The organism is Streptomyces sp. NPDC048441 (genome assembly GCF_043200235.1).
Classification (GTDB): Bacteria; Actinomycetota; Actinomycetes; order Streptomycetales; family Streptomycetaceae; genus Streptomyces.
In genome coordinates this window covers 127,791-148,419 of record NZ_JBICXM010000015.1, presented here as the reverse complement: position 1 = coordinate 148,419, position 20,629 = coordinate 127,791, and the positions used below count along the sequence as shown (strand labels likewise).

19 protein-coding genes are annotated in these 20,629 nt (G+C 69.3%); 18 read left to right on the top strand and 1 reads right to left on the bottom strand.

Going from position 1 to position 20,629, the window contains the following annotated elements:
* Window positions 1–109: 109 nt before the first annotated feature.
* The 6 genes from ACGFSB_RS31170 to ftsH all read left to right on the top strand — a co-directional run bounded on the left by ACGFSB_RS31170 (window position 110) and on the right by ftsH (window position 10,201).
* Window positions 110–1,585 (top strand): hypothetical protein, encoded by a 1,476-nt coding sequence (locus tag ACGFSB_RS31170; RefSeq protein WP_393406231.1) that lies wholly within the window; start codon window positions 110–112, stop codon window positions 1,583–1,585.
* Window positions 1,586–1,885: 300 nt separating this feature from the next.
* Window positions 1,886–3,253 carry an ammonium transporter gene (locus tag ACGFSB_RS31165; RefSeq protein WP_393406142.1) on the top strand — a complete coding sequence of 456 codons (1,368 nt, stop codon included), beginning with the start codon at window positions 1,886–1,888 and terminating at the stop codon, window positions 3,251–3,253.
* The gene (locus ACGFSB_RS31160) at window positions 3,250–3,588 is read left to right on the top strand and encodes a P-II family nitrogen regulator (protein ID WP_249587501.1); all 339 of its coding nucleotides are present in this window, start codon (window positions 3,250–3,252) and stop codon (window positions 3,586–3,588) included. The genes ACGFSB_RS31165 and ACGFSB_RS31160 overlap by 4 nt, the downstream gene beginning before the upstream one ends.
* Before the next feature lie 59 nt (window positions 3,589–3,647).
* Entirely contained in the window at window positions 3,648–6,131 is a 2,484-nt protein-coding gene (locus ACGFSB_RS31155; protein ID WP_393406140.1) for a [protein-PII] uridylyltransferase, read from the top strand.
* 469 nt (window positions 6,132–6,600) lie between these two features.
* Entirely contained in the window at window positions 6,601–8,157 is a 1,557-nt protein-coding gene (gene ffh, locus ACGFSB_RS31150) for a signal recognition particle protein (protein ID WP_393406138.1), read from the top strand.
* A gap of 106 nt (window positions 8,158–8,263) precedes the next feature.
* Window positions 8,264–10,201 carry an ATP-dependent zinc metalloprotease FtsH gene (ftsH, locus tag ACGFSB_RS31145; RefSeq protein ID WP_393406136.1) on the top strand — a complete coding sequence of 646 codons (1,938 nt, stop codon included), beginning with the start codon at window positions 8,264–8,266 and terminating at the stop codon, window positions 10,199–10,201.
* 27 nt (window positions 10,202–10,228) lie between these two features.
* On the opposite strand, the gene ACGFSB_RS31140 is transcribed toward ftsH, so the two are convergent.
* Window positions 10,229–11,089: an SAM-dependent methyltransferase gene (locus tag ACGFSB_RS31140; protein WP_393406134.1), complete on the bottom strand. Its 861-nt coding sequence runs from the start codon at window positions 11,087–11,089 to the stop codon at window positions 10,229–10,231.
* Window positions 11,090–11,334: 245 nt separating this feature from the next.
* Between ACGFSB_RS31140 and proS the strand changes: the two genes are divergently transcribed.
* The 12 genes from proS (at window position 11,335) to ACGFSB_RS31080 (ending at window position 20,598) form a co-directional block, all read left to right on the top strand.
* Window positions 11,335–12,765, top strand: coding sequence for a proline--tRNA ligase (gene proS / locus ACGFSB_RS31135; RefSeq protein ID WP_393406132.1), 1,431 nt, complete (start codon window positions 11,335–11,337; stop codon window positions 12,763–12,765).
* A gap of 272 nt (window positions 12,766–13,037) precedes the next feature.
* Window positions 13,038–13,634 (top strand): hypothetical protein, encoded by a 597-nt coding sequence (locus ACGFSB_RS31130; RefSeq protein WP_365864749.1) that lies wholly within the window; start codon window positions 13,038–13,040, stop codon window positions 13,632–13,634.
* 199 nt (window positions 13,635–13,833) lie between these two features.
* Window positions 13,834–14,271, top strand: a complete 438-nt coding sequence (rpsP, locus tag ACGFSB_RS31125) for a 30S ribosomal protein S16 (protein WP_351165392.1) — start codon at window positions 13,834–13,836, stop codon at window positions 14,269–14,271.
* A 2-nt stretch (window positions 14,272–14,273) separates the two neighbouring features.
* Window positions 14,274–14,513 carry an RNA-binding protein gene (locus ACGFSB_RS31120; protein WP_030361979.1) on the top strand — a complete coding sequence of 80 codons (240 nt, stop codon included), beginning with the start codon at window positions 14,274–14,276 and terminating at the stop codon, window positions 14,511–14,513.
* A gap of 113 nt (window positions 14,514–14,626) precedes the next feature.
* On the top strand, window positions 14,627–15,235 hold the full coding sequence (gene rimM / locus ACGFSB_RS31115) for a ribosome maturation factor RimM (RefSeq protein WP_393406129.1): 609 nt from the start codon (window positions 14,627–14,629) through the stop codon (window positions 15,233–15,235).
* Window positions 15,235–16,056, top strand: a complete 822-nt coding sequence (gene trmD / locus ACGFSB_RS31110; protein ID WP_393406127.1) for a tRNA (guanosine(37)-N1)-methyltransferase TrmD — start codon at window positions 15,235–15,237, stop codon at window positions 16,054–16,056. Before rimM ends, trmD begins: the two co-directional genes overlap by 1 nt.
* A 132-nt stretch (window positions 16,057–16,188) precedes the next feature.
* On the top strand, window positions 16,189–16,539 hold the full coding sequence (gene rplS, locus ACGFSB_RS31105; RefSeq protein ID WP_351165399.1) for a 50S ribosomal protein L19: 351 nt from the start codon (window positions 16,189–16,191) through the stop codon (window positions 16,537–16,539).
* 45 nt (window positions 16,540–16,584) lie between these two features.
* Window positions 16,585–17,304: a signal peptidase I gene (gene lepB / locus ACGFSB_RS31100; RefSeq protein WP_393406125.1), complete on the top strand. Its 720-nt coding sequence runs from the start codon at window positions 16,585–16,587 to the stop codon at window positions 17,302–17,304.
* Window positions 17,297–18,382, top strand: a complete 1,086-nt coding sequence (gene lepB / locus ACGFSB_RS31095) for a signal peptidase I (RefSeq protein WP_393406123.1) — start codon at window positions 17,297–17,299, stop codon at window positions 18,380–18,382. The genes lepB (ACGFSB_RS31100) and lepB (ACGFSB_RS31095) overlap by 8 nt, the downstream gene beginning before the upstream one ends.
* Window positions 18,267–19,238 (top strand): signal peptidase I, encoded by a 972-nt coding sequence (lepB, locus tag ACGFSB_RS31090; RefSeq protein ID WP_393406121.1) that lies wholly within the window; start codon window positions 18,267–18,269, stop codon window positions 19,236–19,238. The genes lepB (ACGFSB_RS31095) and lepB (ACGFSB_RS31090) overlap by 116 nt, the downstream gene beginning before the upstream one ends.
* An 81-nt stretch (window positions 19,239–19,319) precedes the next feature.
* On the top strand, window positions 19,320–20,087 hold the full coding sequence (gene lepB / locus ACGFSB_RS31085; protein ID WP_393406119.1) for a signal peptidase I: 768 nt from the start codon (window positions 19,320–19,322) through the stop codon (window positions 20,085–20,087).
* Complete coding sequence (locus ACGFSB_RS31080; RefSeq protein WP_393406117.1) at window positions 20,077–20,598, top strand: NUDIX hydrolase; 522 nt, start codon at window positions 20,077–20,079, stop codon at window positions 20,596–20,598. Before lepB (ACGFSB_RS31085) ends, ACGFSB_RS31080 begins: the two co-directional genes overlap by 11 nt.
* Window positions 20,599–20,629 lie beyond the last annotated feature (31 nt).

Genomic DNA, 20,629 nt, shown 5'->3' with positions numbered 1-20,629 from the left:
CCTGTTCGATGGGTGACGTTCTCCGGACGCAGGGCCGCAATGCGCGGCATTCTGGTAGGGCTTGGCGTGGACCACGCGTAAGTGTCGTTGAGGGATGGGGGCGTTCCGGGTGGGCGGCAATGGCGGAAGTGCTACGAACGCTGAGAAGCGCCCCAACGAACTGCTCAATTCCTGGTTCGTGCGCAGCGGCTGGTCGAAGGGCGAGCTGGCGCGCCAAGTCAACCGCAGGGCGCGGCAGTTGGGTGCCCATCACATCTCCACCGATACCTCGCGCGTGCGGCGCTGGCTGGACGGCGAGAGTCCGCGCGAGCCCATTCCGCGCATCCTCTCCGAGCTGTTCTCCGAGCGGTTCGGCTGTGTGGTGGCGGTCGAGGACCTGGGCCTGCGCGCCGCGCACCAGTCGCCCTCGGTGTCCGGTGTGGACCTGCCCTGGACCGGACCCCAGACCGTCGCGCTCATCAGTGAGTTCTCCCGCAGCGACCTGATGCTGGCGCGGCGCGGCTTCCTCGGCGCCTCGCTCGCGCTCTCCGCGGGCCCCGCCCTCATCGAGCCCATGCAGCGCTGGCTGGTCCCAGGGCCGACGACACCGGTCGGCGACCCCGAGCCGTCAGTGCCGTCCCGCAGGCCGGGGAGGCTTTCCAAGCCGGAGCTCGACCTGCTCGAGTCGACGACCATGATGTTCCGGCAGTGGGACGCGCAGTGCGGCGGCGGGTTGCGGCGCAAGGCGGTCGTCGGCCAACTGCACGAGGTGACGGACCTGTTGCAGGAGCCCCAGCCGGAGGCCACGTCCAAGCGGCTCTTCAAGGTCGCGGGCGAACTGGCCGAGCTGGCCGGATGGATGAGCTACGACGTCGGGTTGCAGCCCACCGCCCAGAAGTACTTCGTCCTCGCCCTGCACGCCGCGAAGGAAGCGGGCGAGAAGCCGCTCGGTTCGTACATCTTGTCCAGCATGAGCCGCCAGATGATCCACCTCGGCCGGCCGGACGACGCCCTCGAACTCATCCACCTCGCGCAGTACGGAAGCCGTGACTGCGCGAGCCCGCGCACCCAGGCCATGCTGTATGCGATGGAGGCCCGCGCCTACGCCAGCATGGGCCAGCCCGGCAAGTGCAAACGGGCCGTGCGCATGGCCGAGGACACCTTCGCCGACGCCGCCGACTTCGACGACCCCGAGCCCGACTGGATCCGCTTCTTCTCCGCGGCCGAGCTGAACGGCGAGAACGCCCACTCGTTCCGCGACCTGGCCTATGTGGCGGGCCGCAGCCCCACGTACGCATCGCTCGCCGAGCCCGTCATGGAGCGCGCCGTCGATCTCTTCGGCAAGGACGCCGAGCACCAGCGTTCGTACGCACTGAACCTCATCGGGATGGCCACGGTCCACCTGCTCCAGCGGGAGCCCGAGCAGAGCACGGTCCTCGCGAGGGAGGCCCTCACCGTCGCCAAGAAGGTCCGCTCCGAGCGGGTCAACACCCGCCTCCGCAAGACCGTGGACACCGCCGTGCGGGACTTCGGGGACCTCGCGGATGTCGTGCGCCTGACCGAACAGCTCGCCATCGACATGCCGGAAACCGCGGAGGCGGTCTGACACCGCCCCGCCAGAGCTCCGGCCGCGGCCGGCCCATCCCGAACAGTCCGACTCGGCTCCCCTACGCCAGTCAGCCGGATGGCCGCCGCGGCCGGTTCGTGCGGTGTGCGCAGGGTATGAAACCGCGCCCCGCGTGACCCGGCAGTTCATGGACGCGTAACACGTACGACCTCTTCGTCACCGCTGCGAAACATCGAGGGGCGCCCGTCGAAACGGCGCTGGGCCAATCTCATGGCGCATAACGGCCCACCGCTCTTGCACCGCCCCGCACGGGCCGCATACGACGACGAGGAGACGCCGATGCCCCCAGGCATCACGATCGCCGCAGACGCCCCGCAGCTGTCTGCCGCCAACACAGGGTTCATGCTCATCTGTTCCGCCCTGGTGATGCTCATGACGCCGGGACTCGCCTTCTTCTACGGAGGCATGGTCCGCGTCAAGAGCACACTGAACATGCTGATGATGAGCTTCATCAGCCTGGGGATCGTCACCATCCTCTGGGTGCTGTACGGCTTCTCCATCGCGTTCGGCACCGACCACGGCAGCCTCGTCGGCTGGTCGTCCGACTATGTCGGGCTCAGCGGCATAGGCATCACCGAGCTGTGGGACGGCTACACGATCCCGGTCTATGTCTTCGCTGTCTTCCAGCTGATGTTCGCGATCATCACGCCCGCGCTGATCAGCGGCGCGCTCGCGGACCGCGTGAAGTTCACCGCCTGGGCGCTGTTCGTCACGCTGTGGGTCACGGTCGTCTACTTCCCGGTCGCGCACTGGGTGTGGGGCACCGGCGGCTGGGCCTTCGAGCTCGGGGTCATCGACTTCGCGGGTGGTACGGCCGTGCACATCAACGCCGGTGCCGCGGCGCTCGGCGTGATCCTCGTCATCGGCAAGCGCGTCGGCTTCAAGAAGGACCCGATGCGGCCGCACAGCCTGCCGCTCGTCATGCTCGGCGCCGCACTCCTGTGGTTCGGCTGGTTCGGCTTCAACGCCGGATCGTGGCTGGGCAACGACGACGGCGTCGGCGCGATGATGTTCCTGAACACGCAGGTCGCCACCGCCGCGGCCATGCTGGCCTGGCTCGCCTACGAGAAGATCCGGCACGGCGCGTTCACCACGCTCGGCGCCGCTTCGGGTGCCGTCGCCGGTCTCGTCGCCATCACTCCGTCCGGCGGCTCCTGCTCGCCGCTCGGCGCGATCGCCATCGGCGCGATCGCCGGTCTGCTCTGCGCCATGGCCGTCGGCCTCAAGTTCAAGTTCGGCTACGACGACTCGCTCGACGTCGTCGGAGTCCACCTCGTCGGCGGTGTCGTGGGCTCGCTGCTCGTCGGCTTCTTCGCCACCGGTGGCGTCCAGTCCGACGCCAAGGGCCTCTTCTACGGAGGCGGCCTCGACCAGCTCGGCAAGCAGGCCGCGGGTGTCGGCGCCGTCCTCGCGTACTCCATGATCGCCTCCGCGATCCTCGCCTTCCTGGTCGACAAGACCATCGGGATGCGGGTCACCGAGGACGAGGAGGTCGGGGGCATCGACCAGGTGCAACATGCCGAGACGGCGTACGACTTCAGTGGCGCGGGCGGTGGCACGGCTCCCCGTACCGCCGCCGTGCCGGGCACGCCGGCCCAGGGCGCCGGTAAGGCTGCGACCGAGAAGAACAAGAGGGTGGACGCATGAAGCTCATCACCGCGGTCGTCAAGCCGCACCGGCTCGACGAGATCAAGGAAGCCCTCCAGGCCTTCGGCGTCCAGGGCCTGACCGTCACCGAGGCCAGCGGCTACGGCCGCCAGCGCGGGCACACCGAGGTCTACCGTGGCGCGGAGTACACCGTCGATCTCGTACCGAAGATCCGGATCGAGGTCCTGGTCGAGGACGACGACGCCGAACAACTGGTGGATGTCGTGGTGAAGGCCGCCCGTACCGGCAAGATCGGGGACGGCAAGGTCTGGAGCGTCCCGGTCGAGACGGCGGTGCGGGTGCGGACCGGCGAGCGCGGCCCCGATGCGCTGTGAGCCGGACCGGGTTGACGTTGGGCTGAGCGGAACTGAGCGGGACTGACAGGAGCTGCTGGGTGACGAGTGTGGATGTACGTACTGAATCGGACTCGGAAGACTCCGGACCCAGCGGCTACGCGGCGGCCCGGCTGCGCCTCCTTCAAGGGGAGGCGCGGTCCGGGCCGCCGCGCCGTTCGGCCCTCGCCGATCTCACGGACGACTGGCTGACGGGACTCTTCACGGCAGCGGGCGCGCCGCGCGGGGCGTCCCTTGTCGCGGTGGGCGGCTATGGACGGGGCGAGCTGTCGCCGCGCAGTGACCTCGATCTGCTCCTGCTGCACGACGGCAGCGCGGACGCCGGTGAGGTGGCGGCCCTCGCGGACCGCATCTGGTACCCCATCTGGGACCTCGGGCTCGCGCTCGACCACTCCGTGCGTACGCCGGTGGAGGCGCGCAAGACCGCGGGCGAGGACCTCAAGGTGCAGCTGGGGCTGCTCGACGCGCGGCATGTGGTGGGTGACCTCGGGCTGACCGCCGGGCTGCGTACGGCGGTCCTCGCCGACTGGCGCAACCTCGCGCCGAAGCGGCTGCCGGAGCTGCGGGAGCTGTGCGAGGAACGGGCCGAGCGGCAGGGAGAGTTGAGCTATCTCCTTGAGCCGGATCTGAAGGAGGCACGGGGTGGGTTGCGGGATGCGACCGCCTTGCGGGCCGTCGCTGCTTCGTGGCTGGCTGATGCGCCTCGGGAGGGGCTCGCCGATGCCCGGCGGCGTCTGCTGGACGTACGGGACGCGCTGCATCTGACGACGGGGCGGGCCACGGACCGGCTCGCTCTGCAGGAGCAGGACCAAGTGGCCGCGGACTTGGGCCTGTTGGATGCCGACACCTTGCTGCGTCAAGTGTACGAGGCGGCGCGGACAGTCTCGTACGCGAGTGATGTGACGTGGCGCGAGGTGAGCAGGGTGCTGCGGTCCCGCTCCGTGCGGCCCCGGCTGCGGGCCATGCTGGGCGGCGGCAAGGGGGCGGCGGCCGAGCGGTCGCCGCTGGCCGAGGGGGTCGTGGAGCAGGACGGGGAGGTGGTTCTCGCGCGGGCGGCCAGGCCCGAGCGGGACCCTGTGCTGCCGCTGCGTGCCGCCGCGGCCGCGGCGCAGGCCGGTCTGCCGCTGTCGCTGCACGCGGTGCGCAGGATGGCGGCGGCGGTGCGGCCGCTGCCCACGCCGTGGCCCGCGGAGGCCCGGGAGCAGCTGGTGACGCTGCTCGGTGCCGGGCGGCCGACGGTCGAGGTGTGGGAGGCGCTGGAGGCCGAAGGGCTGATCACGCGACTACTGCCCGACTGGGAGCGGGTGCGGTGCAGGCCGCAGCGCAACGCCGTGCACACGTGGACGGTCGACCGGCATCTGGTGGAGACGGCGGTGCAGGCCTCGGAGTTGACCCGGCGGGTGGGGCGGCCCGACCTGTTGCTGGTGGCGGGGCTGCTGCACGACATCGGCAAGGGATGGCCGGGGGATCACTCGGTGGCCGGGGAGGTCATCGCCAGGGATGTCGCCGCTCGGATCGGGTTCGACCGCGGAGACGTGGCGGTTCTCGCGACTTTGGTGCGGCATCACCTGCTGTTGATCGAGACGGCGACGCGGCGGGACCTGGACGACCCGGCCACGGTGCGGTCCGTCGCCGAGGCCGTGGGGTCGCTGGGGACTTTGGAGCTGCTGCACGCGCTGACCGAGGCGGACGCGCTGGCCACCGGGCCCGCGGCCTGGTCCGCCTGGCGGGGGTCGCTCGTCGCCGACCTGGTGAAGCGGGTGGGGGCGGTGCTTGCGGGGGACGAGCCGGAGGGGGCGGAGGACGTCGCTCCGACCGCCGAGCAGGAGCGTCTCGCTGTGGAGGCGTTCCGTACGGGCGGTCCTGTGCTGGCTCTGCGGGCGCAGACGGAGGGGGCTGCCGCTGGCGCTGCTGCGGAGGGCGGGACGGGGGACCCTGAGCCGCTGGGTGTGGAGCTGGTCATCGCGGTACCGGATCAGCCCGGTGTGCTGTCCGCCGTCGCGGGGGTGCTCGCCATGCATCGGCTCGCGGTACGGACCGCGGAGCTGCGGGGGGTGGGGCTGCGGGCTGTGGGGCTGCCGTCCGGGCTTGAGGACTCCGTACTGCTCCTGAACTGGCGGGTCGCCGCGGAGTACGGCTCGCTGCCGCAGGCGGCGCGGCTGCGGGCGGATCTGGTGCGGGCCCTTGACGGCTCACTGGACATCGCGGCGAGGCTGGCGGAACGGGACGCGGCGTATCCGAGGCGGAGAGGGACTGTGGCGCCGCCGCCTCGCGTCACGGTGGCCTCGGCGGGCTCCCGGCTCGCGACGGTGATCGAGGTGCGGGCCCAGGACGCACCTGGGCTGCTGCACCGGATCGGGCGGGCCCTTGAGGCGGCCGGGGTGGTGGTGCGCAGTGCGCATGTGTCGACGCTGGGGGCGAACGCGGTGGACGCGTTCTACGTAACGGACCTTGAGGGGAAGCTGCTGCCGGGGGAGCGGGCGGCGGGGGTGGCTCGGGGGGTGGAAGGGGCGTTGAGGGGGTAGGGGGGGTGTTGTTGGGGTGCGGGGCCGTGTGTGGGGTGCGGGTTTGTGGGTGGGGATGCCTGCGGCGCCTGTGGCGGGTTGGGTGGGGGTTGTTGTAGCGGCCTCGGTCTGTTTGGGCAGCGGGGCCGCGCCGGTATGTCCGTCCTCGCTATCGTCCAGTGGCCGCGTGGTGCTTCGGCCCCGGAGTGCCGCGAACCGTGCTCCGGGCGGAAATACCGGCACGTCCCCGCGCGAGCGCTGCCGACCGCGGGTGCGTTGTGGGACCACCAACGCTGCGGGGCAGAGCGCCTCGGCACGGGGGTGAAGACGCCCTCCCGAGCCAAGAGGGACCCGCGCTGCGCACCGCCAAGGTGCTGCGCACTCAACCTCTACCCGAGGCAGATACCCTGGAGGGCGACTTGCCCGCCCTCACCCAAGCTCCGCTCCACCCGAGCAGGGGCCCCCTTCGACCCGAGGATTCGCGACCGCCGTGTTCGATACTCTCTCCGACCGCCTCGCAGCGACATTCAAGAACCTCCGGGGCAAGGGCCGCCTGTCCGAGGCGGACATCGACGCCACCGCGCGCGAGATCCGCATTGCCCTGCTCGAGGCGGACGTCGCCCTGCCCGTCGTACGCGCCTTCATCAAGCAGGTGAAGGAGCGTGCCGCCGGAGTCGAGGTCTCCCAGGCGCTCAACCCCGCCCAGCAGGTCATCAAGATCGTCAACGAGGAGCTCGTCGGCATCCTCGGCGGCGAGACGCGACGGCTGCGGTTCGCGAAGAATCCGCCGACCGTCATCATGCTGGCCGGTCTGCAGGGTGCCGGTAAGACCACCCTCGCCGGAAAGCTCGGCCTCTGGCTGAAGGGGCAGGGCCACTCCCCGCTCCTGGTGGCGTGTGACCTGCAGCGCCCGAACGCCGTGAACCAGCTGTCCGTCGTCGCCGAGCGCGCCGGCGTCGGCGTCTACGCCCCGCAGCCGGGCAACGGCGTCGGCGACCCCGTCGCGGTCGCCAAGGACTCGATCGAGTTCGCCAAGCAGAAGCAGTACGACGTCGTCATCGTCGACACCGCCGGTCGGCTCGGCATCGATCAGGAACTGATGCAGCAGGCCGCGGACATCCGCGACGCCGTCAGCCCGGACGAGGTCCTTTTTGTTGTCGACGCCATGATCGGTCAGGACGCCGTCAATACGGCGGAGTCCTTCCGTGACGGTGTCGGTTTCGACGGTGTGGTGCTCTCGAAGCTCGACGGTGACGCCCGTGGTGGTGCCGCGCTCTCCATCGCGCAGGTCACCGGGCGCCAGATCATGTTCGCCTCCAACGGCGAGAAGCTGGACGACTTCGACGCGTTCCACCCGGACCGCATGGCGTCCCGCATCCTCGGCATGGGCGACATGCTCACGCTGATCGAGAAGGCCGAGCAGACCTTCTCCCAGCAAGAGGCCGAGAAGATGGCCGCCAAGCTGCAGGGCAGCAAGGGCGGCAAGGACTTCACGCTCGACGACTTCCTGGCCCAGATGGAGCAGGTCAGGAAGATGGGCAGCATCAGCAAGCTGCTCGGGATGATGCCCGGCATGGGGCAGATCAAGGACCAGATCAACAACCTCGACGAGCGGGACGTGGACCGCACCGCCGCGATCATCAAGTCGATGACGCCCGCCGAGCGGGCGGACGCGGCGATCATCAACGGCTCGCGCCGTTCTCGTATCGCCAAGGGATCCGGTGTCGAGGTCAGCGCCGTCAAGAACCTGGTCGAGCGCTTCTTCGAGGCCCGCAAGATGATGTCGCGGATGGCCCAGGGCGGCGGAATGCCGGGTATGCCCGGGATGCCGGGCATGGGTGGCGGCGCGGGCAAGACGAAGAAGAAGCAGAAGCAGGCCAAGGGCAAGCAGCGCTCCGGCAACCCGATGAAGCGCAAGCAGCAGGAGCAGGAGGACGCCGCCCGCCGCGAGCAGGCCGCTCAGGAGGGTGGCGCCTTCGGCCTCCCCGCGGGGCAGCAGGCGCAGGACTTCGAGCTGCCGGACGAGTTCAAGAAGTTCATGGGCTGACGCCTCATATTGCGTACGTCATTTGGGGCGCCCCTTCTGTAGAAGGGGCGCCCTAGGCGTTTCCCGAGCGGGTGCCCGGCAGCTGTTTGTGTCGTAACGTCCGGATATGAGCAACCCTGTGCCGCCGCGCCAGGCGCCCGATCAGCCCTGGCGCTCCGAGGGCGCGCCCCCGCCCGAGCCCACGCCGCCGCCGAAGAAGAAGATGCCGGGCGGCTGGGGCGGGCTCATCCTCACCGCGCTCATCGTCTATCTCATCGCCAACCTCGTCCTCTCCTTCTTCAATGAAGGCGACGAGCCGACGATCTCGTACACGGAGTTCAGCAAGCAGGTCGACTCCGGCAACGTCACGAAGATCTACTCCAAGGGCGACGCGATCCAGGGGCAGCTCAAAAAGGAGCAGGAGAAGCCGGGGGACGAGAAGGGGAAGTACACCAAGTTCACCACCCAGCGGCCCGCCTTCGCCGACGACAAGCTCTGGGACGACCTGACCAAGCACGACGTCACCGTCACCGCCGAGCCGGTCGTCCAGGAACGCAGCTTCCTCTCCAACCTGCTCATCTCGCTCGCCCCGATGCTGCTCCTGGTCGTCCTGTGGATCTTCATCGCCCGGCGGATGAGCTCGGGCATGGGCGGCGCGGGCGGCATGTTGGGCCGCAAGGCTCCGCCGAAGCCGGTGGAGCTGGAGCCCGGCGACAAGCGCACCACCTTCGACGACGTGGCGGGCATCGACGAGGTCGAGGGTGAGCTGAGTGATGTCGTCGACTTCCTGAAGAACCCCGAGGCCTATCGCGAGATGGGTGCCAAGATGCCGCGGGGCGTGCTGCTCGCGGGCTTGCCAGGCACCGGCAAGACGCTGCTCGCGCGGGCTGTCGCCGGTGAGGCTGGGGTGCCCTTCTTCTCGGCGTCCGCTTCGGAGTTCATCGAGATGATCGTGGGCGTCGGTGCATCGCGTGTACGTGAACTCTTCGCCGAGGCCAGGAAAGTCGCCCCGTCCATCATCTTCATCGACGAGATCGACACCATCGGGCGGGCGCGTGGCGGCGGCAGCGGGATGGGCGGACACGACGAGCGTGAGCAGACCCTGAACCAGATTCTCACCGAGATGGATGGTTTCTCCGGCGCGGAAGGCGTCATCGTCCTCGCGGCCACCAACCGGGCCGACATCCTCGATCCGGCTCTGACCCGCCCCGGACGCTTCGACCGGGTCGTCACCGTCAGCCCGCCCGACCGCGACGGACGCGAGGCCATCCTCAAGATCCACTCCCGTGAGATCCCGATGGCCGACGACACGGACCTCGCCCAAGTCGCCCGTACGACACCGGGGATGACCGGCGCGGACCTCGCCAACCTCGCCAACGAAGCCGCCCTGCTCGCCGTCAAGCGCAAGCAGAAGGAGGTGACGCAGGCCGACCTCTCCGAGGCCCTGGAGAAGGTGCAGCTCGGCGCCGAGCGGCCGCTGGTCATGCCCGACGAGGAGCGGCGGCGCACGGCGTACCACGAGAGCGGGCACGCACTGCTCGGCATGTTGCAGCCCGGCGCCGACCCGGTCCGGAAGATCACCATTGTGCCCCGGGGGCGCGCCCTCGGCGTCACACTTTCGACACCCGACGCCGACAAGTACGCGTACACGGAGGAGTATCTGCGCGGCCGCATCGTCGGAGCCCTGGGTGGCATGGCGGCCGAACACGTCGTCTTCGACACCATCACCACGGGCGCCGAGAGCGACCTCGAACAAGTCACCAACATCGCCCGCGGCATGGTCGCCCGCTGGGGCATGAGCGAGCGTGTGGGCCGCCTTTCCGCCCTGCCGAGCGATGCCCAGCAGGCGTACGGGCTCTCGGCGGCCCCCGGCACCCTCGATGTGATCGACCACGAGGTCCGGCGGATCGTCGACGAGTGCTACGAGAGTGCGTGCCGGCAGCTGAGGGACCACCGGGGTCAGCTGGACGACCTGGCCGCGGCGCTCCTGGAGAACGAGACCCTGGAGGAGGCGGCGGCCTACCGCGTGGCGGGCATCACGCGGCTCCGGAAGGACGCCGACTAGGTCTGTCCGGCGGCCTCGAAGCGCCGCTCAGCGCGTACGCGCGATCAAGTACCGGAAGACATTCGGCATCCACACCGTCCCGTCCCGCCGCTTGTGCGGGTGCAGGGCCTCCGTCAGTTCCTTGTCGACCTGCACCTGATCCGTCGCCCCCACCGCCGCGTCGAAAAGGCCCGTGGAGAGCAGGCCGCGGGCCGCGCTGTCCGTGTCGGCGTACCCGAAGGGGCACGCGACCCGGCCCGAGCCGTCCGGTTTGAGGCCCGCCCGCTGGGCGACCTCCTCCAGGTCGTCGCGGAGCGCGGGGCGCCAACTCCCCGTACTACGAAGAGGGTCGGCGAGCTTGGTCGCCACCCTCAGTACAGAAGAGGTCGTGCAGCGCTCCGGCGGGCCCCAGCCGGCCAGCACCACGGGAGTGCCGCGCGCGGTCAGCGGGACGCTGGCCTCCAGGAGGCTGGAGAGGCCTTCGGAGTCGCCCGCCATACAGCCGATCGGCTGGAACGCGGTCACCAGATTGAACGGGGGCACGTCCGGGCCCGACACATCGGCCGGGCCGCCCTCCACGAGCCGTGTGTCGCCGTACGGCCCTGCGTCCCGGCTCGCGTCGGGCAGCAGGCGTTCGCGTGCCAGGGCGAGCCGTTCGGGCGCCGACGGGTCCACGCCGGTGACCGACGCGCCCCGTGAGGCCGCCATCAGGAGGGCGAGGCCGGAGCCGCAGCCGAGGCCGAGAAGCCGGGTCCTGCCGCCCACTTCGAGTCGTTCGTACACCGCTTCATAGAGCGGGACCAGCATCCGTTCCTGGATCTCCGCCCAGTCACGCGCGCGTGCGCACCGGTCCACACGCGGGGTCGCGCCCGCATGGGGGAGGTGCGGCTGCACGAGTGTAGGTGTCATCGAAAGCGCCCCAATCCGACGAGAGTTGCTGGAGTGTCGTATTCAAACGGTTCGTCCGCCCCCCGCCCCCGTGCAGTGCGCTCGCACTCCCCCCGTATGCCAGAGAACTCCGCATCCGTCGTGGCGTCCAGGGGTTGTGGGGCAATGCTTGCGTGCCACCGTCGTGCGCCCCCTGGAGAACCCCCGGAGAACCCCGGGCGGAATTCAATTCACGCTCTCCGGAGGCCCGCCGTACCATGCGCGCCATGGCTAAGGCACCCGTTCTCACGCCCCGGGCGGAAGACTTCCCGCGCTGGTACCAGGATCTGATCAACAAGGCCGAGCTGGCCGACAACGGCCCGGTGCGCGGCACCATGGTGATCCGACCGTACGGCTACGGCCTGTGGGAACGCATGCAGCAGGACATGGATGCCCGTATCAAGGGGACGGGCACCCAGAACGCGTACTTCCCGCTCCTCATCCCTCAGTCGTACCTGACCAGGGAGGCCGAGCACGTCGAAGGCTTCGCCCCGGAGCTCGCCGTCGTCACGCACGGCGGCGGCAAGGAGCTGGAGGAGCCGGTCGTCATCCGCCCCACCTCAGAGACGATCGTCAACGAGTACTTCTCCAAGTGGGTGCAGAGCTACCGAGACCTGCCGCTCCTGATCAACCAGTGGGCGAACGTGGTCCGTTGGGAGCTGCGTCCGCGGCTCTTCCTGCGTACGTCGGAGTTCCTCTGGCAGGAGGGCCACACGGCCCACGCGACGTACGAGGAAGCACGCGATTTCGCGGCCCGCATCCACCGGGACGTCTATGGAGCCTTCATGCGGGACGTCCTCGCGATGGACTTCGTCCTGGGCCGCAAGACCGCCCAGGAGCGCTTCGCGGGCGCCATCAACACCCTCACCCTCGAAGGCATGATGGGCGACGGCAAGGCCCTCCAGCTCGGCACGAGCCACGAGCTCGGCCAGAACTTCGCCAAGGCCTTCCACACCCAGTACCTCTCCAAGGAAGGCAAGCAGGAGCTCGTCTGGCAGACCTCCTGGGGCAGTACGACGCGGATGGTCGGCGCTCTGGTGATGATGCACGGCGACGACAGCGGTCTGCGGGTCCCGCCGCGCCTGGCGCCCGTCCAGGTCGTCGTCCTCGCCGTCAAGGGCGACGACGCGGTGCTCGCCAAGGTCCGCGAGATCGGCGACCGTCTGAAGGCCGCGGGCGTGCGCGTCCAGGTCGACGACCGCACGGACACCCCCTTCGGGCGCCGCGCCGTCGACTGGGAGCTCAAGGGAGTGCCGGTCCGCGTCGAGGTCGGCCCGCGCGATCTGGAGAACGGGACCGCGATGCTGGCGCGCCGGATCTTGGACAAGCACAGCGAGGGCGGCAAGGAGCCGGTCGCGATCGACTCCCTCGCGGCGCTGCTCCCCACTGTCCTCGAAGAGGACCAGCAGCTGCTCCTCGACCAGGCCCGCGAGCGCCGCGAGTCCCGCACGTCGGACGTCACCACCATCGACCAGGCCTTGGAGGCCACGTCCGCCGGCGGCTGGGCGCGCATCCCGTGGGCCACGCTCGGCCCGGAGGGCGAGGCGAAGCTCGCCGAGCACTCCGTGTCCGTACGGTGTCTGGTCGCGGCGGACGGGGCGGTGCCGGACGCCGATGAGACCCCGGGTAACGTCGCTGTCGTGGCCCGCGCCTACTGAGGGGCGCCCGTCCGGTACCAGAGCGCTCGTTCCCGGCTCGTACGCCTGCTCAGGCAACACAGGCTCCGGCGTGGGGACTTCTTCTACGAGCCGGGGCGTACGCGCTACTACGTACCGGCTTGCTATGAGCTGCGAGGCTTCTGCGCAGATCAGCGCACCCGCCCTCGTCCGGACGCATCAATGGCACATCAATGGCAACTGACGGGTACGTGCAAATTATTTGGGATGCCCCGGAATGGAACCCCCAAGGGTCCCTGCTCGTTGTTCACGACGTGAGCACGACACCACCTGTTCTCGCCGCAGAGCTGGCACAGGCGTGGGCCGATATTCAGCGGCACCACCCCGAGCTGCCAGATCTTGCCGCGCCCGAATCCCTGATCGGAGAGTCGTCGTCCGCCTGCGGCGCCGAGCTCTCCTTCGAGCGACTGCTCCATGAGGCAGTCCATGGCATCGCCGCGTCACGCGGCGTACGCGACACCTCACGAGCGGGCCGCTATCACAACCGCAGATTCCTCGCGATCGCCGAGGAGCTGGGTCTTGACCACCCCGATGAGCCGCACCCCAGCAGTGGCTTCTCGCTGGTCACGCTCAACCCCGAGGCGCGCAAGCGCTACCGCCCGACGATCGAGCGGCTCCAGCGCGCCCTCAAGGCACACACCGCGGCGACCGCCGCCGACACGGCACGCAGCTTCCGGGGCCCGGCCGCCCGGCACGGCTCCTCCGGGGGCGGCGTCCGCGTCAAGGCGGTCTGCGACTGCGGGCGCAACGTCCGCGTGGTCCCGTCGGTGCTCGCCCAGGCGCCCATCGTCTGCGGCGGCTGCGGCAAGCCCTTCCGTATCCCGGAAGTGGTCGGCGCCGCCGCCGGGTGACACGGCTGAGCCGGACAGGGGCGGCCGGACCGGTTTCGGTCGCCCCGACGACGTATGGCACAATGGCTAGCTGTACTCGACAGCCGCATAGGAACCCTCTCGCCTCCGGCTGACGCGTCCATCGGGCACTCCGAGTACCGCAACCCCACGTGGCATCTAGTTGTGCCCAACCACGTCAAGACCAGGAGACACCACTCCAGTGGCAGTCAAGATCAAGCTGAAGCGTCTGGGTAAGATCCGTGCGCCTCACTACCGCATCGTCGTCGCCGACTCCCGTACCCGCCGTGATGGTCGGGCCATCGAGGAGATCGGCCTGTACCACCCGGTGCAGAACCCCTCGCGCATCGAGGTCAACTCGGAGCGTGCGCAGTACTGGCTCTCCGTCGGCGCTCAGCCGACCGAGCCGGTCATGGCGATCCTGAAGCTCACCGGTGACTGGCAGGCGCACAAGGGCCTTCCGGCCCCGGCGCCGCTGCTCGTCGCGGAGCCCAAGGACAAGCGCGCCGCGTTCGAAGCCTTCACCAAGGGCCTCGAGGGCGACGAGGCGAAGGGTGAGGCCATCACCCAGAAGGCCAAGAAGGCTGACAAGAAGGCGGACGCGGCCGAGGCTGCGCCCACCGAGTCGACCGAGGCCTGAGCATGCTCGAGGAGGCTCTCGAGCACCTCGTGAAGGGCATCGTCGACAACCCCGACGACGTGCAGGTCGCCTCGCGCAACCTGCGCCGCGGGCGTGTGCTCGAGGTCCGGGTCCACCCGGACGACCTCGGTAAGGTGATCGGCCGTAACGGCCGCACCGCTCGCGCTCTGCGGACCGTCGTGGGCGCCATCGGCGGCCGCGGTGTCCGCGTCGACCTCGTCGACGTGGACCAGGTTCACTGAACCACCTGCAGCACCGGCACGGGCCGGGGAGGGCTTCTTGGCCTTCCTCGGCCCGTAGTCGTTTGTAGTCGTCTACGGGGCCACTCCGTAGGCACACGACAGGAGAGAAAGCAGTGCAGCTCGTAGTCGCGCGGATCGGCCGCGCCCACGGCATCAAGGGTGAGGTCACCGTCGAGGTACGCACGGACGAGCCGGAGCTGCGGCTCGGGCCCGGCGCCGTCCTCGCCACCGACCCCGCCTCCACGGGGCCGCTGACCATCGAGACCGGCCGGGTGCACAGCGGTCGCCTGCTGCTGCGCTTCGAGGGCGTACGCGACCGCACGGGCGCGGAAGCGCTGCGCAATACGCTGCTGATCGCCGAGATCGATCCCGAGGAGCTCCCGGAGGACGAGGACGAGTACTACGACCATCAGCTGATGGACCTCGACATCGTCACCAAGGACGGGCTCGAGGTCGGCCGGATCACCGAGATCTCGCACCTGCCCTCACAGGACCTGTTCATCGTGGAGCGGCCCGACGGCAGCGAGGTGATGATCCCCTTCGTGGAGTCGATCGTCACCGAGATCGACCTGGAGGAGCAGCGGGCGATCATCGACCCGCCGCCCGGCCTGATCGACGACCGCGCCGAGATCGTCTCCACCAGGCCCGCCGAGGCCGCTGAGGACGAGGTCGCTGAGGACGAGGCCGCTGAGGATGAGGCCGCTCCGAAGGACGACGCCTGATGCGGCTCGACGTCGTCACGATCTTCCCGGAGTACCTGGAACCCCTGAACGTTTCACTCGTCGGCAAGGCACGCGCGCGTGGGCAGCTCGACGTGAACGTGCACGACCTCAGGGAGTGGACGTACGACCGGCACAACACGGTCGACGACACCCCCTACGGCGGCGGCCCCGGCATGGTCATGAAGACCGACCCCTGGGGCGCGGCACTCGACGACGTACTCGCGAACGGGTACGAGGCAGGCGCCCACGGGCCCGTCCTGGTCGTCCCCACGCCCAGCGGGCGGCCCTTCACCCAGGAACTCGCCGTCGAGCTCTCCGAGCGCCCCTGGCTGGTCTTCACGCCCGCGCGCTACGAAGGCATCGACCGCCGCGTCATGGACGAGTACGCGACCCGGATGCCCGTCTGCGAAGTGTCGATCGGCGACTACGTCCTCGCGGGTGGCGAGGCGGCCGTCCTGGTCGTCACCGAGGCTGTGGCCCGGCTCCTGCCCGGCGTCCTCGGCAACGCCGATTCCCACCGCGACGACTCCTTCGCACCTGGCGCGATGGCCGACCTCCTCGAAGGCCCCGTCTACACCAAGCCTCCCCAGTGGCGCGGTCACGGCATTCCGGACGTGCTGGTCAGCGGCCACCACGGCAAGATCGCGCGCTGGCGCCGGGACGAGGCGCTGCGGCGCACGGTCCGCAACAGGCCCGATCTGATCGAGCGCGCGGACCCCAAGGCCTTCGACAAGAAGGACCGCGAGATGCTCTCGATCCTGGGGTGGCGGCCGGGCCCCGACGGCCGATTTGGGCGAGACCCCGAGGCCGTGGAACAATAGGTCGCTGCTGTACGTCCAGCGTGCGCCCCTGCCACAGGGGGAAAGACGCCCGTCCGACGCGAACAGCTATCGAATCCTCATCACGAACTTACCGCTGATGACCTGTGGCATCAGTGAAGAAAGCAGACGATCATGGCTAACCTGCTCGACTCCGTCGACAGCGCTTCGCTGCGCACCGACATCCCGGCCTTCCGCCCGGGTGACACCGTCAACGTCCACGTGCGCGTCATCGAGGGCAACCGCTCCCGTGTGCAGCAGTTCAAGGGCGTAGTCATCCGTCGCCAGGGTGCCGGCGTGCGCGAGACCTTCTCGGTCCGTAAGGTCTCCTTCTCCGTCGGCGTGGAGCGCACCTTCCCGGTGCACACCCCGATCGTCGAGAAGATCGAGCTCGTCTCCCGCGGCGCCGTGCGTCGCGCGAAGCTGTACTACCTCCGTGAGCTGCGCGGCAAGGCCGCGAAGATCAAGGAGAAGCGCGACAACTGAGCTCGCGCACGGGTCCACAGCGGAGCCGGATAGCATCTGGCCCCGATGGACACCGAAGCACAGCACACGGAGCGCGACCGCTCCTCCCCACCCGCTGATTCCCCTGACGCCGAGCGCGTCGAGGAGTCCGAGGGGACGGAGGACCGGTCGCGCTCCGTTTTCATGTCCGTCGTGTCCTGGCTGCCGGGCGGCGGATTCACGCTGACGCTGCTCATCTGCATGGCGTCGCTGCTGCTCGTCAGCACCTTCGTGATGCAGCCCTTCCAGATCCCCAGCGGCTCCATGCAGCCCGCGTTCCGGGTGGGAGACCGCGTACTCGTCAACAAGTTGGCGTACCGTTTCGGTTCTGAGCCGCAGCGGGGTGACGCGGTCGTCTTCGACGGCAGCGGTTACTTCGGGGATGCTGACTACATCAAGCGGGTCGCGGGCGTGGGGGGAGACCGAGTGGTCTGCTGCGACAAGCGGGGGAGGATCAAGGTGAACGGCGAGCCTGTCGACGAGCCGTACCTGTACCCCGGGGATGTCCCCTCCAAGGTGCCCTTCGTCGCCGTTGTACCTGAAGGAAGCCTGTTCGTCCTCGGTGACCATCGCAGCGACTCCCGTGACTCCCGCGACTACTTGGGCCTGCCCGGCGGCGGCATGATCCCCGTCGACTCCGTGATCGGCAGGGCCGACTGGATCGCCTGGCCCATCGGCCACTGGACGTCCCTGGAGCGTCCCGACGGCTACGCGCGCGTGCCCGCACCAGGGGGCACGCATGGGTAACCGCGGGCGCACGCGCGCCGCCAGCCATCGGTCCGACACTCGGCTGCCCACCGGATCCCGGCCAACCACCGGCCCCGTACTGCCCGGAAGGGCCGAGCGGCGCAAGCTCGCCAAGAAGGTCAAGCGGCGCAGGCAGCGCTCGGCGATCAAGGAGATACCTCTCCTCATAGGTGTCGCGCTGCTGATAGCCCTCGTCCTGAAGACCTTCCTGGTGCAGGCCTTCGTGATTCCTTCGGGCTCGATGGAGCAGACGATCAAGATCGGCGACCGCGTCCTCGTCGACAAGCTCACCCCGTGGTTCGGCTCCAAGCCCGAGCGCGGTGACGTGGTCGTCTTCCGGGACCCGGGGAACTGGCTCGAGGAAGAGAAGACCAAGAAGAAGGACGACCCTGTAGGGGTCAAGCAGGTCAAGCAGGGGCTGACCTTCATCGGACTGCTTCCGTCCGACGACGAACGGGACCTGATCAAGCGCGTGGTCGGAGTCGGCGGCGACACCGTGAAGTGCTGCGACAAGAACAACAAACTCACGGTCAACGGAGTCCCGCTCACCGAGCCTTACATCAATCCGGGCGACGACCCGTCCTCCTTCGAGTTCGAGGTGAAGGTCCCCGAGGGGCGCATCTTCGTGATGGGCGACCACCGTTCCGACTCGGCCGACTCGCGCTTCCATCGGACAGAGAAGTTCAGCGGCACTGTCTCCGAGGAGAGCGTCGTGGGACGGGCGCTCGTCATCGCCTGGCCGTTCGACCACTGGCGCAAGCTGGAGGAGCCGGATACGTACGCGTCCGTGCCCGACGCGCGTGCGGCATCGGACACCGCCATCGGGCCGTCGCATAGGGTGGCACCTGGCGATCGATACGGATTGACCGGACTCCCGACCCCTGCGGAACTCCCGCTCGTTATGGGAGTGGTGGGCCTGCATCGCATCAGGAGCGGGCAGCGGCACGGACTGAGGAGTGGATGTGGGGGATGTGGCGGTCGGCGCACGGTCCGGACACGGTGGGCCCGAGGAGCAGCCAGGGCGATCAGACGAGTCGGAGGCCGAGTCCGCGGCGGACGGCGTGAACCCCGGGAGTGACACCGAGGGTGCCACTCCCGCACCCAGTGAGCTCGACGGCAAGCGGGCCAAGGGGGCGAAGAAGTCACGCTCCTTCTGGAAGGAGCTGCCTCTCCTCATCGGCATCGCGCTGATCCTGGCACTGGTGATCAAGACCTTCCTGGTGCAGGCGTTCTCGATTCCTTCGGACTCGATGCAGAACACGCTCCAGCAGGGCGACCGTGTCCTGGTCGACAAGCTGACGCCGTGGTTCGGCTCGGAGCCCGAGCGCGGTGAGGTGGTCGTCTTCAACGACCCCGGCCACTGGCTCGACGGTGAGCCGACGCCCGATCCGAACGCGATCCAGCGAGTGCTCGGCTGGGTCGGACTGATGCCGTCCGCCGATGAGAAGGACCTGATCAAGCGGGTCATCGCGGTCGGCGGCGACACGGTCGAGTGCAAGGGCACCGGCCCGGTGAAGGTCAACGGCAAGTCGCTGAACGAGCCGTACGTCTTCGAGGGCAACACCCCTTGCAGCGTCGACGACCAGGGCGGTCAGTTCAAGGTCACCGTTCCCGCGGGCAAAATCTGGGTCATGGGTGACCACCGGCAGAACTCGCTGGATTCCCGCTACCACCAGAACCAGCCCGGCGGCGGCGCCGTCCCCGTGGACAACGTCGTGGGCCGCGCCATCGTGATCGCCTGGCCGCCCACCCGCTGGGCGACGCTGCCCAAGCCGGACACCTTCGATCAGCCGGGCATCAACGCCGCGATGAACGCGACGCCGGCGGCCCTCGGGCTCGCGGGTGCGGTGCCGATCGTGCTGTGGCGCAGGCGTCGTCTCACGGTGGCCGCCGCCAAGGGTGCGAGGGTTTCTGGCGGACGTACCGCCGGGTAGGGTGCCGTCCCAGATCGCCGATCTTCCGTGCCCCTTCACGTAGGGGTCGCGGGGTCGTCTCCGAGATAGGGGAGCACTGGGATGAGCAGGACACAACGTACGGACGAGGGCCGCGGGCGGCTCGGCAGCGTGCTGTCGGGACTGGCCGTGGCCCTCGGCTGTGTGCTCTTCCTGGGCGGCTTCATCTGGGGTGCTGTCCTGTACCAGCCGTACACCGTTCCCACCGGGTCGATGACGCCGACGATCGGCGCGGGTGACCGGGTCCTCGCGGAGCGGATAGACGGTGACGAGGTGCGTCGAGGTGACGTCGTCGTCTTCCAGCAGTCGAGCTGGGGCGACCTGCCGATGGTCAAGCGTGTCGTCGGCATCGGCGGCGACAGGGTGGCCTGCTGCACGGACGGCAAGCTGACCGTGAACGGCAAGGAAGTCGCAGAACCGTATCTTCCCGCGGACAAGGGGGCCTCGGCCACCGGGATCCCGCCCACCACCGTCCCCAAGGGCAATCTGTTCATGCTCGGCGACGAGCGCAGCGGCTCCCTGGACTCCAGCGTGCACCTGGGCGACTCGAACCACGGCTCCGTGCCGCGGGGCGCGGTGAAGGGGCGGGTCGACGCGGTGGCCTGGCCGATGGGCAAGTTCGGGACGCTCGAGCGTCCGGACGGCTTCGCGGACATGCGGGGCGGCATCTCCGAGCCGGGGCCCGTGCGGTTGATGGTGTGGGCGGTCGTGGCCGGTGCGGTGCTCGTCCTGGGCGGCGCGGCGTACGGTCCGGTGGCCAACCGGCTGCGGCGCGGGCGTGAGCGCCCGCAGAGCCGTGACCGCTCGGGGGCGACCGCGCATGTCGGCTGAGGGGCAGACGGCGGCGGGAGAGGCGGCACAGCGGCGGCGCAGGGTGGCGCGGGTCGTGCTGCTCGACCCGCAGGACCGGATCCTGCTCCTTCACGGCCATGAGCCGGAGGATGTGGCGAACCACTGGTGGTTCACGCCGGGCGGAGGTCTGGAGGGCGACGAGACGCATGAACAGGCCGCACTGCGTGAACTGATGGAAGAGACGGGCATCACCGAGGTCGAGCTCGGCCCCGCCCTGTGGCAGCGGTTCTGCTCCTTTCCCTTCGCCGGACGGCGCTGGGACCAGGACGAGCGGTACTTCCTGGCGCGTACGTCACAGACGTCTACGCAGGCCACAGGGCTGACGGAGCTGGAAAGGCGGAGTGTCGCGGGAGCGCGTTGGTGGACGTGCCAGGAACTGACCGAGGCACATGAGACGGTGTATCCGACCAGGCTCGCCGAGTTGCTTCGCCGGCTGCTCGACGAGGGTCCCCCGAGTCGGCTCGAGACCCTCGCCACGGAAATCGTGTAGAGGCTCCAGGGGCTGACGCACAATAGGGGGA